The organism is Pirellulales bacterium, from assembly GCA_036499395.1.
Classification (GTDB): Bacteria; Planctomycetota; Planctomycetia; order Pirellulales; family JACPPG01; genus JACPPG01.
This window is the reverse complement of record DASYDW010000001.1, coordinates 52,736-65,523: the sequence shown is the minus strand read 5'-3', so window position 1 is coordinate 65,523 and position 12,788 is coordinate 52,736. Positions and strand designations below refer to the sequence as shown.

Below are 12,788 nucleotides of genomic sequence, written 5' to 3'. Positions count from 1 at the left end.
AGCACCGACAGCGCTCGAGAGCAACGTACCATTGACGTCGGTCGCCGGCAGGCTGCCGTACAAGCCGGCTGCCGTGAGGCTCGTGAGACCGTAGATTTCCGCACCCACCGTCGGCAGGTTCGGAATGAACGGCGTCGCAGGGCCACCACCGACGAACGGGTTGGCATCGGTCGAACCGGCGCCAGTCGTCGTCGAAGCTCCAGTCACGGTACCACCGAATCCGGTCGGGGCATTGTTGCCAACGACCAAACGGCCGTTGCCACCGGCATTCGCGCCGGAACCGCCCGTACCGTCTACCGAGCCCGCACCGCTCACTGCGGTGCCTTGGATCAGAAGGGTACCGCCGGCACCACCACCGCCGGTACCGCCGGCACCGCCCGTGCCGCCAACGCCGCCCGTGCCGCCCGTACCACCCTTACCGCCCGCTCCGGCCGTGTTCTGTCCGGAAGCACTCGGGCTTCCACCGAGACCGCCAGCGGTACCTGCCGAGCCTGCACTGCCGGCTGCGCCGGACGTGCCTGCGGCACCGTTACCACCTTGAGCTAATGCCGCACCGTCAAAAGTTACGGTACCGTTGGCGAGAATTCCAAGTGCACCTGCACCAGCTCCCGACGCGCCGCCGTCTCCGGCCGCACCGCCCGAGCCGCCATTACCACCCGAACCACCTTCACCGCCGCCGCCGCCGGCTTTGCCGTTGGCTGTGAAACTGGCACGAGCACCACCACCACCACCGCCGCCGCCGCCGGCACCACCGCCGCCGCCGCCGCCGCCGTGGCTACCACCAGCACCCGAACCACCGGCACTACCGCCGGATAGGACGAGGCCGACACCGGTGTTCGTGCCGGCGCCACCGCCGCCGCCGTTGGCTGCCGTCGCCGCCGTACCGGCCGAGCTGCCGGTTCCGCCACCGCTGCCCGTGCCGCCAGTATTGCCGGTGCCGCTCGAGCCGCCGGCACCGTTCGTTCCGGCCGTTCCACCACCAGCGCCTGTTCCGCCGGCACCTGCAGCGCCTGCGGCGCCCCCGGTACCTGCACCAAGCGAATTCACACCATTGTTACCCGCCGTGCCGGCCGAGCCTGCGGCGCCCGCAGTTCCCGTTCCGCCTACGGTGCCAACGGCACCGAGGCCGCCAGCGCCACCGTTCAGGGTGAGGCCGCCACCACCGCCGCCGCCGCCACCACCAGCCGAAGGCTGGCTGCCGCCGCCGCCGCTACCGCCGGTGCTCAACGAGGACGTCGAGCCGCTCGTGCCGGCTCCGCCTGTGGGACCAGCAGCACCAAGACCGCCGCTACCGCCTGCGTTGCCACCTACGGTCGTACCACCGCCACCACCAGCGCCGCCACCGTCGGTCGCGCCGCCGCTGCCGCCACTGACGCCCGTACCACCACCAGGACCGGCGGTCGTACCGGATGCGCTGATGTTGATCTGCGCGCCCGAGGCGATGTTGACGTTGTTACCGACGATGAGCTCGACACCGTTGTTACCGATCGCTGTCAGAGAGTCGGTCGAGAGAAGGTCGAGATCGCCATAGACTGTGAAGTCGGCGATGCCGCCTGAGGTTCCCGTGTAGGAAACTGTGACACCGTTGATTGTCGACGTGGCCGAACCATTGATCAGGCCATTCGTGGTGTCGAGAGTGATGGCCGCGGCTTGCGACCATTGCGGCAGACTGCATGTCAGCATGCTAAAGCATGCTGCTGCCGTGCCCAGACGGGCAAGGAATCGTCTTGTTTTCCGAATCATTAGCGGCTCCTTCGAGTAGCGAAAAGCAAGTAATTGGCCGTTAAATTCCCCGTAGGTGGTAGCGCCGCGCCTTTTGGCGCATCTGATACCCCCACAGAGAAGTAAATTACCCAGACAATTTGGCGGTGTCAACGAAATGAATTAGGAATTTGTTCGATTTTTCTGATTCTATAGGGGGGCAAGGAGGCTGTTTGCCGCGGTGGAGAAGGCAGCTATGCTGAAATTTGCCTCTCCCCCGAACGTTCTACGCCAAACGGCATATGATCCAAAAAGCCGAAATTTGCAGGGGTTTTCTAGTATTTACTGCTGTCGCGGTTTTGCTGGCGTGCTCGCCGGCGCTCGACGCTGCCGAAGAGAGAACGCCCATCGGCAGGACGGTGGAAAATTTCTCTCTTCCGGACTTTCACGGCCAGCCACATTCCCTTGACGAGTATCAAGGCAAGCTCGTCGTCGTGGCATTCTTGGGCGTGGATTGCCCGTTAGCGAAGAACTACGCCCTCCGGCTGCGTGATTTGGCAGCAGAATTCGAGTCGCAAGGGGTCGCATTCGTCGGCATTGATTCCAACGTGCAGGATTCGCTGACCGAAATCGCCACTTACGCGCTGGTCCATGGCGTTACGTTCCCGGTGCTCAAGGACAACAACAACGTCATTGCCGATCGGCTCGGTGCAGAGCGAACGCCTGAGGTGTTTCTTCTCGATCGCGCGCGAGTAATCCGTTATTGGGGCCGAATCGACGATCAATACGGCTTTAAGACCGGCGCCGGGTACGTAAAGCCGAAGCTTACCGAACGCAATTTGGCTGATGCGATTAGCGAAGTGCTAGCGGGGAATCAGGTCACACGGCCCGTCGTTAAGGCCGCGGGCTGTTTCATCGGCCGAGTTTCGAAGAAGCCACCACACGGTGACGTGACCTACACGAACCAGATCGCGCGGATCTTGCAGAACCGTTGCGTCGAGTGCCATCGAACCGACGAAGTCGCACCGTTTTCACTAACGTCATATGAGGAAGTGGCGGCCTGGGCCGAAACAATTCGCGAAGTTGTCCAGCAAGGACGGATGCCTCCTTGGTTCGCCGATCCTCGTTACGGCCATTTCAAGAACGACGCACGCTTGAACGACCAGGAAAAGCAACAGATCTGCGACTGGGTTGAGAATGGGTGTCCGCAGGGGGATCCGGCAGATTTGCCCGACCCGCGGAAGTTCGCCACTGGCTGGTTGATGGGCGAACCGGACCAGGTCATTTACATGCGGAACCGCCCGTTTACGGTTCCGGCAGAAGGGCTGGTCGCCTATCAGTATTACACCGTGGATCCTGGTTGGACGACGGATAAATGGATTCAAGCGGTCGAGGTGCGGCCAGGCAACCGGTCCGTCGTGCATCACATTCGTGTCGACGTGGTGGCCGAAAACTTGAGCGAAGGTTTCACGCGGGACATTGGCTCCTACGTGCCGGGAAGTATTCCGAACCAGTGGCCCGCTGGATCGGCCGTGTACGTTCCGGCCCATTCAAAACTTTCGTTCGAGTTGCATTACACTCCGAACGGTGTAGAGCAGGATGACCGAAGCATGGTCGGTGTCCGCTTCGCTGATCCAGCTTCGGTAAAAAGGCTGGTCAACAGCCGCGTGGTGGACAACATCACATTCCGCATTCCACCCAATGATCCCAATTATGAAGTGAAGTCGGAATATTTGTTTCAGCGTGATGCAAATCTGTTGTTTTTGTGGCCACACATGCACCTGCGCGGCAAAAGCTTCCAATTCGAAGCCGCCTACCCCGACGGTCGTCGCGAGGTTTTGCTCGACATCCCCAATTACGACTTCAACTGGCAATTGCGCTACGTGTATGACGAACCGAAGCTGATGCCACGGGGGACGCGTTTGCATTGCACCGCGCATTTTGACAATTCAGCGGAAAACCTATCGAATCCCGACCCCACGCGGGCGGTGACGGCCAGCGAGCAGACGTGGGACGAGATGATGCAGGGGAATTTCTCGGCGATCTATCCGGGCGAGGATCCCGCCTGCGTGGCTCTCGTAGCGTTATCGCGTGCGGCGCCCGCGAATGCTGAGGATGCCCTGGACCTGGCCGCGACTGTGAACCGGCTGCTTGAGCTGGGGGCGAGAGCGGATAAGGATTCCGCTCTGGAACGCGGGAAATTATATCGACGCCTGAAGGCGACTTATCCGTTCGATCGCCGCATTGACTATGCCTGGGCGCTCACGCTCGTCAACCAAGGCCGGTACAAAGATGCAATTGCAGAGCTCACGCAGTACCTTTACCTGGGCGGGGAACTCGGGGCCCACAGCGTCAAGATTTGGACGCAGTTGCTACAGAAGGATTACGCGGATGCGCTCGCCGAAGCCCGGGCGTTGGTCGATCGCTTTCCAACGAAACCTCCCGTAGAGTTGCTCGACGAATATCGTGACGCCGCACGCATCCTCGGTATTCTCTTCGCGTATTTGGAGCTGGTTCAGCCAGACACGCTGACCGCGCAGCGGGCTGCGGACCAGGAATACGTTAGCGCTCGACTGGTACCGGCTTACGCGGACGACTATACCGCTGGCAGACGCAGCGTGTCCTCGCGTTGGGAAGCGACCAAGACGGACGGCGCTGGCGAACCTGTGCCGAACGATGAAGAGCGAAACGCGTTTTCGACCTATGCGCCGTTACCCTACGAGCGGGAACGAGAACGCATCATGCAGCTTTTTATTCCTTAGTCGGAGTAGCTGCGGCGGCGGTCAGTTGTTCGGCTCGTTCCAGCATTCGGGCGCTTTCGGTCAGTTCGTCAGCGGCGGCCAGAAGCGTGCCACAGTCACGCAGGTCGCGTGCCAACTGCAGCCGAAAGGCGACATCACCCGGATTGGCCGCGACGAGAGGCTCGCGGATCTCGATGGCGGCGCGGTACAAAATAATGGCGTCGTCGGTCTTTCCCATCGCTCGTTTGACCGAGGCAAGATCGCGGCAACTCAGCGCGATTTCATGCTGATGATCGACGGCCGTCGAATTGTCGAGCACTAGCTTGGCGCGAATTTGGATCGCCTTTCGCAGACAGTTCTCGGCTTCGGCCAATTCGCCGGTCAGACTCAGGGCGACGCCGAGATTGGCATAGCTCCAGCCCAATCCGGCTTCGAGCGTGAGCTTATGGTCGTTTAACTCCGGCTGGTCGCGCACCAAAAGTTCACGAATCGCGACGGACTTTCGGCAAGCATCCACGGCCTCGGCCGCATCGCCGCAGGCGATCTGCGCCACGCCGAGGTTGGCAAAGGCCCAGCCAAGGCCGGCCGTAACGTCGGCCGCGGTTGGATGCGCGACGCGCAACGCTTCGTAGATCCCGATGGCTTTTTGGCACGAAGCGATCGATTCAGCCGTCCGTCCGTCTTCGCGTTCGTCGATGGCCAACTCGATGTATGTTCCGGCCAGGTGCGCACGCACTTCGTCGTCGGCTTTGCCCGAGTCCAAGGCTTGCTCACGCAGTGCGATCGCCTTGCGAAAGGCAATCTCGGCTTCGCTCCGCTTGCCGAGGTTACGCTCGAGAAAGGCCAGATCGACATAACTGGCTGCGGCCGCAGCGGATTCCTCAGGGCGCGCAGCGGCTAACTGCTCTCGGACTTCACACAATCGCTTTCGAGTTGCTAGCGCTTCAACAAGTTTTCCACGGCTTTGATAAGCTGAGGCCAGTAGTTGATAGGTCGCCGCCAGGCTCTGCTGGTATTGCGCCTCGGTCGGTTGTTCGCGAATTAACTGCTCGCGAACCGCGATCGCTTTCCGGTACGCTAGAACTGCTTCCTCCGCCGGCAGCAAATAGCCGAGATCGACGTAGCTGGCGGCAACGTCGTTGCGGTACTTGCCCACGTTAGGATGCTCGGCGGCAAGCTTTTCACGAATCTCGAGCGCGCGCCGGTGCGAGGCCAGTGCGTCAGCAGCCTTTCCCTGGCTCTGCTGCGCGAGCGCGCGCTGGACGTAGCTCCAGCCCAGGTCTTCCCGATAGTCGCGGTCCTGCGGTGCTTCTCGCACAATCTGTTCGCGAAGGTCAATTGCCGTTTGAAATGACTTTTCCGCCTCCCCGCCTTGCTTCAAGTCGCGCTGAAGTACGCCCAGATCGACGTAATTCTGCGCCAAGTTAGCTCGGTAAGTGATGACATTCGGGTGCTCTTCCACAAGGCTTGTGCGAATCGCGAGTGCCTCGCGTTGCGAGGCGTCGGCTGCGGACGTCTTGCCTAGGTCGCGCTGGGCCAAGGCGAGGTGGGCATAGGCCCAGGCCAGATCACTCGAATAGTCAGCACCTTTGGGGGCGTCCCGCACGATCGGCAGGCGAATCGCGAGCGCTCTGGTGAAAGCGGTCTCGGCTTCGAGAGCGTGGCGTTCATCGCGCTCGATAGTGCCCAGTTCGACATAGCTGCCCGCCAAGCGGTTTGCATATTCCAGGATCGTGGGGTGGGCCGAGACCAATGACTCGCGGATTGCAATCGCGCGACCGCGCGACGTAGTGGCGTCGGCAAATCTCTTCGCCTTGTGCTGCGCTGTCGAAAGTTGATCGAGGCAAGCTGCGAGACCATCTTGATAGTGACCGATTTTGGGATGGTCGTCGGCCAGTTGCTGCCGGATTTTTACGGCACTCTGAAAGAGTGGAATCGACTCGTCGTACTTTCCCTCCTCGAACAGCACATAGCCAAGATTAAGGGGCACGACCCAGGCCGTGGGGTTTTGGGCCAGCGTGTCTTCGAGCAGTGTTTGCCGATCTTGGAAGGCATGCGTCCGTCGCTGGGCGACGAGCGCCAAAATGGCGAGTAGACAGCAACCTCCGAACCAGCCCAGCCTTTGGCGCGACGGCATAAAATAACCGTTTGTCGTCACCAAGAGTGCTGCCGCCAGAGCGATCAAGGCAATGCTGGCGTGATATTGAAAATGATCAGCGACAAACGAGTACTGAAATGGATAGACGTTGAAGAAACCCAATGCCGGGGTAAGCACCCCCACGAAAATCAGCACTGCAGCCAGAGGGCCTCGACCGATGCGGCGACGTGCCAACCAAAGGGTAACGATCGCTCCGACGGCGGATGCCGGGAACAGATATTGCCACGCGACGCTCGCATCAATGATCCAGCGCGGATAGAAGAAGATTAGCGGATGCGGCCAGGCCAGTTTTCCCGCGTAAAACCATACGGCGCGTCCCGCGATCAATACGCGCTCAAACGGGGACAAATTCCAGCTTTCGCCGACGGCCCCGACCTGAGTCTCCTCCAGCGAAATCGTAACGGCCGAAAGCGCTAGTCCCAGGGCGAAGAAGGGAAGCAGACTCGCTGCCTCGCGCCACGAAAATTTTCCCTGCTTCCACCAATAAATTACCAGGAGCACGGCGGGAACCGTGGCCGTGACGGTTTTGCTGAGCAAAGCTGCCGCGTAAAGAACGAACGCTAGGGCGTAGTACGCCCCGTTGGTGCGTGTTCTCGCATTGTCCGTCGCCAGCGAGGTCTGTGGCGTCGGAGGCGCGAACCGTAAATAGGCCAGCATTGAGCCCAGAGCGAAAACGCACGACAGCACGTTCTTTCGCTCGGTGATCCAGGCGACGCTCTCGACCTCGACCGGATGGACCGCGAAAAATGCCGCTGCGAGCCAGGCGCCAGGCACTGCAAGGCGCACGAGAAGCCGCCAAACGAGCAATGCTGCGACCGCGTGCAGCAACAAATTGTCAATGTGATAACCGCGAGGATTCAGGCCCCAAAGCGCGTGCTCGATCCAATACGAGGTGTGGACAAGCGGATAGTATTGTGGCGTTGCGGCTGGATCAGACCAGATGGCGTTCAATCCTGCCGGGGATGAGAGCGTGCCGTTTTCTTGTACATAGTCGTCATCATCCCAGACAAACCTGTTGCCGAGCGTCGGCCAATAGACGATCGCCGTCAGTAGCACAAAAAGTACGCCGGGCGCCCATGAATAATAATTCAGCATCCGCGACGGCGGTCGCGGGACCGATGCGGACTTTCGAGACTGCTTCATGGTCAATCAGGCGCAGAATGCATTGCCTCGGAATTGAAGGTGCCAGCTCGAGAAAAACACACAATCGGACGGCCAGAACGGTTTCGCCGATGGCACTCCCTTAAACTAACCTGAATCTCCGCGAAGCAATATGCAATGTCCCAGGTATGGTTGTAACGGAAATTCCGTCTGGACGATGGGGGCGAAACATAAGGGAAAGGCTTCTAACTCCTGGCTGCCTGTGATCTGGCGGCGGCAGGTGTGCTCGCGCGAGTACGCCGCGCGGAGAGCCGAAGAGAACTGCGAAAACTGGCCGGCAAGAGGTGTGACGTGGCGTGGCGGCGTTCGAGGTAGGCGGTTCGCTCGATGCAGGGCGATCCACCGATTCTATCTTTCGAACCGCTTCACATTCGCAACGCGAAACACATCGCTCGTTGCGAGGACCGATGCCACCGGTACACCTTGTCGGTGTGGGCGTTGCCGTGATGGCAAATCCTCGGGCGCTAGTCGGCCACTGGCCGAAGGTGCGGACGCAATTTGAGGGCGCGGCAAACCGCAATCCACTGCCCGTCAGTCGACGGTCGGCTTGGGTAGCGTTACGCGGCGGCCTTCACGAGCCGATTCCAGTACGGCCGCGGTCCAATCGTATAGCGGTAGCGCCGCCTCGGCAGGTGAGATTGTCGGTTGCCGGCTATGAATCGCGTCGATGAATGCACTATCGGGCGAGCCCTCAGGCAGCGGATCAGGCACGAGTTCGACGCGGTTCTCTTTGGCTCGCCATAATTGTTCGCCGCGTACCATCAGGTCGGCGTTCTGGCAGTGGAAGTGAATATCCTCGCGCCAATGATTGGCATCGCCGACAAAATGGGCATTGAGCCCGGCGCCGCCGGATAGAGCGGCTATCACCTGCGTGACGATTTCCACTCGGTTGCCGCGCTTGTCGCTTATTGCGAAGAGCGATTCAACCTGTTGCCCCGTTACGTAATGCACAACGTCGACCTGGTGACTTCCAGCATCGCCGAAATATCCGGCGCCGACATTCGGATCGTCGCGCCATGTGCCAGTAATTCCTTGTTGCCAGCGCTCGCACACAAAAATGTGGGCCTGCCTGAGGGGGCCGTAGTAAGCGGCATTTTCGGTCAACTCTCGCCTCGCGGTCAGGTAGATCGATTTGTAGCGCCGCTGATAAGAGATAGACAGGATCCGCCCCTGCTGGCGATGTCGTTCGATCAGGTCGATGATTTGCTCACGTCCCGAACAGAGCGGCTTTTCGCACAGCACGTCCAGTCCATGGTCGAATGCCGTGCAGACTTGTTGATAGTGCAATGGCGTCGGTGAGCAGATCACGGCGGCATCTAGCCGGTGGCGCCCGATCGCTGCGATCGGGTCGGTCTCGATCGCAGCTTGCTGTGTGAATTCCGACGCCAAGGCCTCGGCCGCTTGCGGATTGGGATCGCAATAAACCACGATTTGCCCGCGCGGATCGGCCTGGAGACGCTGAGCGTGTAAGCGACCGACGAACCCGCAACCAATCAATCCGAGGCGAATTTGAGACATCACACTCCTGCCGAGATCGGCCCACCTTGACCGTTCTCCATGAAATCCTGGTCCCCTGGACGGTCCTCAGTATCCGAATCCGGCGATGGCCGACAAGCGGTGCGTTGGCCCTCGACGATCTCGGTTCCCGGCCGGGATAGCCGCTGTGGGCCATAGGGTTCAACGTATTGCGACTCGGTACCCACCGGAACTGCCAGGTCCGACGGAACTATCTAGCGGTCAGCGGTGTTCAATCCATGCGGACCTATGCGTCCGCAGTACCCCCCCCTGGCAAAAGGATCGGGAATGCGACGGAATGGCATAGCTCGGAAGTGCGGAATTCCCCTCGTAACGGGGGCTGCCGTCGCGCTGATGTGCAGCGTTGGTGGTTGGACTGTTGCCCAGGGGGATGAGGGGGCGAATCAGATTGTCCCGGCAAAGCTAGCTGTCTCGGAATTTGCCCGAGCAATCGACGATCGACTGACGGTCGAGATCCCCGGCCAACCTGGCGCAGTCCCTACCCCGATCATCGATGACGAGGCTTATTTGCGGCGAGTGTCGCAGGACCTGATTGGCGAACTCCCAAGCCCGGAAGAGATCACGGCCTTCGTTCTGGACCATTCTGGCGATAAACGTCCCAAGGCCGTCGAGCGGCTGCTTGCCGACCCTCGTTACGGAGAAAACTGGGGCCATTACTTCCGCGATGTGATTCTCTATCGCCGTACGGACGATCGCGCGTTGCGGATGGGGCCGGCCGTCGATAGGTACCTGGCCGAGCAGTTCAATAAGGGAACCGGCTGGGACCAGATCGCGCGCGGCTTCATCACCGCCGAGGGAGACATTCGCGATAACGGCAATACCGGTCTGATCATGGCGCAGATGGGGCAGGCGGCCGAGATCGCCGCCGAGACGGCTCGCATCTTCCTGGGCATCCAGATCCAATGTGCGCAATGCCACGATCATCCGACCGATCGTTGGAAACGCGAACAGTTTCATGAGTTGGCCGCGTTCTTCCCGCGTGTTGCCATACGACCAGTTCGCGAGGGTGACAAGCGGGTCAGCTTTGCCATCGCGTCGCGCGATGCCGCTCCGCGCAAGGTGCCCAAAAACGCGAAGGCGAAGAACGATCCCGAACACTATATGCCGGACCTGAAAGATCCGAGCGCCAAGGGAACCTTAATGGCGCCGGTCTTCTTCGTCAGCGGACAAGAGTTACCCGTTGGCACGAAGGACGCCGACCGCCGCCAGGAATTGGCCAACTGGATCACGTCAGATTCGAATCCTTGGTTCGCTAGGGCGTTTGTGAATCGCATATGGGCCGAACTAGTAGGCCAGGGCTTTTACGAGCCGGTTGATGATCTGGGGCCCGATCGCAAGCCTTCGGCGCCGCAAACGCTGGAACGTTTGGCCAAGGAGTTCGCCGGTCATGGGTATGACGTGAAATGGTTGATCAGCACGATCATGGCGACCGAGACCTATCAGCGCGAAACCCGTTCGCGCCACGATGATGACGCAACGCCGTTTGCGGCCAGTTGCCCACAGCCGTTACGGGCAGATCAGGTATTTGATGCCGTCGCCGCGGCGCTCGACATCGATGAAGGGAGGTTCGGCCCGCCGGGCTTAGATTCTGCGCAGCGGGGATTGCGCGGGCCACGCGTCGAGTTCAGCCGTACGTTCGGCTTTGATCCCAGTGCTCCGCGCGACGAAGTCGGAGCCTCGATCCCGCAGGCGCTGTTGATGATGAATTCGCCAATGCTGAATCGGGCGATCGCGGGTGGCAGCGCGAGCACGATGCTGGGTAAGTTGCTGGCCGACAAAGCCGACGACGAGACGATCGCTACCGAGCTATACCTGCGCTGCCTAGCACGCGAGCCGAATCCGGTGGAATTAGCCACGTGCCTGTCTTACATCAGCTCGACCAACAATCAGACCGAAGGGTTTGAAGACATCTTGTGGGCGTTACTGAATTCGACCGAGTTCACCCATCGCAAATAACCTTCCGGGCGAGACGGGCTTACTTTCCCCGGCCTTTCTCTCCTCGACTTCACGTGCAACAAGGGCTGACGCATGAACCTTTGGCAGCATCACATGGGCGTGCGTGTCAATCGCCACGGTGTGATTGGACGCCGTGATTTTCTGCGTGGTGTTTCGTTGGCAAGTGCCGCGGCTGGGGTGCTCAGTTGGAAGGATTTGGTGGCAGCCCGGGCTGACGAACTGCGCTCGCAAGGGATGGCCTGCATCTTGCTCTTCATGCGCGGCGGCCCCAGCCAATTCGAGACATTTTCGCCCAAACCGGAACATGAAAACGGCGGCGAGACCAAGGCCATCGACACAGACGTGCCGGGCATTCAGATCGCCCAAGGCATGCCGCGCATGGCAAAGGTTATGCAAGATGTGGCCGTCATCCGCTCGATGACCACGAAGGAGGGTAATCATGCTCGGGCGCAGTTCCTGATGCATTCCGGCTACGCGCCGACTCCGACAGTGAAGTACCCCTCGCTGGGATCGATCGTGGCCCATCAATTGGCCGATCGGAATTTCGAGCTTCCGTCGTTCGTCCGCGTCGGGGACCGCGGTAGTGACGGGGGGGGCGGGCTGCTGGGAGTCGAATATGACGCGTTCGTGATGGCCAATGCCGAAGCTCCGGCGAACACCAAGTTGCCAACCGCGGCGCCGCGCTTTACGCGCCGCTTGGGTTTGCTCGCGCAATTGGAGAGCAGCTACGCATCTGGTGGTGCTGATCGTGAGGTGGCCGATCACCAAAAACTGTATGACAAAGCAGCCCGCATGGTCACGAGCCGTAAGATGGAGGCGTTCTATCTCGATCAAGAGTCGGACGCGACGCGCGAACGGTACGGCCGGACCGATTTCGGCTCGTCCTGCCTGCTCGCCCGCCGGCTGGTCGAATCCGGTGTGACCTTTGTCGAAGTGAATCACGGCAACTGGGATACGCACGATAACATCTTCGAGCGGACCACGAACTTGTGCGGCCAGATCGACCAGCCAATGGCGGCGCTGATCGCCGATCTGAAAGAGCGCGGCATGTTGGACAAGACGCTCGTCATCTGGATGGGCGAATTCGGCCGTACCCCTAAGGTGAATCCCCGCGGTGGTCGTGATCATTTTCCAAGAGCATTCAACGTAGCCATGGCCGGGGGTGGTATCCGCGGCGGGCAAGTGGTCGGTCACACCGATGCCGGTGGTGACGCTGTGACCGATCACCCCGTCAGCGTGCCCGATCTATTCCAAACTTTCTGCAAGAGTTTGCGAATCAATCCGGCGATCGAGAATATGAGCGCCATCGGTCGGCCGATAAAAATCGTCGACGGCGGCCAGCCGGTCAGCCAGCTATTCAGCTAACGGGATTTCTTGCTGAATCGCGGAAAGGGCCGAGTCAAATGCCGGCCCCAGGTCGTATTTCCGCGCGAACGGCGAATTTCGAGGCGGTTGCCGGTATGTGCCCCCAGTGGTAAAAAGGGCACGCGATCGCGTAGGCGGTGTGCGCGGCCGGCGTCGAGCCGTGTCCGCAT

The 12,788-nt window shown here is 60.5% G+C and carries 6 protein-coding genes; 3 read left to right on the top strand and 3 right to left on the bottom strand.

Annotation, left to right across the window (positions count from 1 at the left end; genetic code table 11):
• Window positions 1-1,683 (bottom strand): hypothetical protein (locus VGN12_00245; GenBank protein ID HEY4307852.1); only part of this gene is annotated, 1,683 nt, incomplete at its 3' end.
• Window positions 1,684-2,120: 437 nt separating this feature from the next.
• On the opposite strand from VGN12_00245, the gene VGN12_00240 reads away from it, so the two are divergent.
• On the top strand, window positions 2,121-4,463 hold the full coding sequence (locus VGN12_00240) for a redoxin domain-containing protein (GenBank protein HEY4307851.1): 2,343 nt from the start codon (window positions 2,121-2,123) through the stop codon (window positions 4,461-4,463).
• On the opposite strand, the gene VGN12_00235 is transcribed toward VGN12_00240, so the two are convergent.
• Both VGN12_00235 and VGN12_00230 read right to left on the bottom strand, forming a co-directional pair.
• A complete protein-coding gene (locus VGN12_00235; protein ID HEY4307850.1) occupies window positions 4,453-7,743 on the bottom strand; it encodes a tetratricopeptide repeat protein in 3,291 nt (1,096 codons plus the stop codon). The two genes, VGN12_00240 and VGN12_00235, sit on opposite strands and share 11 nt — an antisense overlap.
• A 549-nt stretch (window positions 7,744-8,292) precedes the next feature.
• Window positions 8,293-9,279 carry a Gfo/Idh/MocA family oxidoreductase gene (locus VGN12_00230; protein ID HEY4307849.1) on the bottom strand — a complete coding sequence of 329 codons (987 nt, stop codon included), beginning with the start codon at window positions 9,277-9,279 and terminating at the stop codon, window positions 8,293-8,295.
• Between the two features lie 285 nt (window positions 9,280-9,564).
• Here VGN12_00230 and VGN12_00225 point away from each other — a divergent pair, with 285 nt between their 5' ends.
• Together VGN12_00225 and VGN12_00220 are read left to right on the top strand one after the other, a co-directional pair.
• Entirely contained in the window at window positions 9,565-11,253 is a 1,689-nt protein-coding gene (locus tag VGN12_00225; protein ID HEY4307848.1) for a DUF1549 and DUF1553 domain-containing protein, read from the top strand.
• 72 nt (window positions 11,254-11,325) lie between these two features.
• On the top strand, window positions 11,326-12,618 hold the full coding sequence (locus VGN12_00220) for a DUF1501 domain-containing protein (GenBank protein HEY4307847.1): 1,293 nt from the start codon (window positions 11,326-11,328) through the stop codon (window positions 12,616-12,618).
• The last annotated feature ends 170 nt before the right edge of the window (window positions 12,619-12,788 follow it).

Bases quoted from the DNA above. Each gene is read 5' to 3' on its own strand.
- VGN12_00235 (HEY4307850.1), bottom strand. From the start codon at position 7,743: ATGAAGCAGTCTCGAAAGTCCGCATCGGTCCCGCGACCGCCGTCGCGG.
- VGN12_00230 (HEY4307849.1), bottom strand. From the start codon at position 9,279: ATGTCTCAAATTCGCCTCGGATTGATTGGTTGCGGGTTCGTCGGTCGC.
- VGN12_00225 (HEY4307848.1), top strand. From the start codon at position 9,565: ATGCGACGGAATGGCATAGCTCGGAAGTGCGGAATTCCCCTCGTAACG.
- VGN12_00220 (HEY4307847.1), top strand. From the start codon at position 11,326: ATGAACCTTTGGCAGCATCACATGGGCGTGCGTGTCAATCGCCACGGT.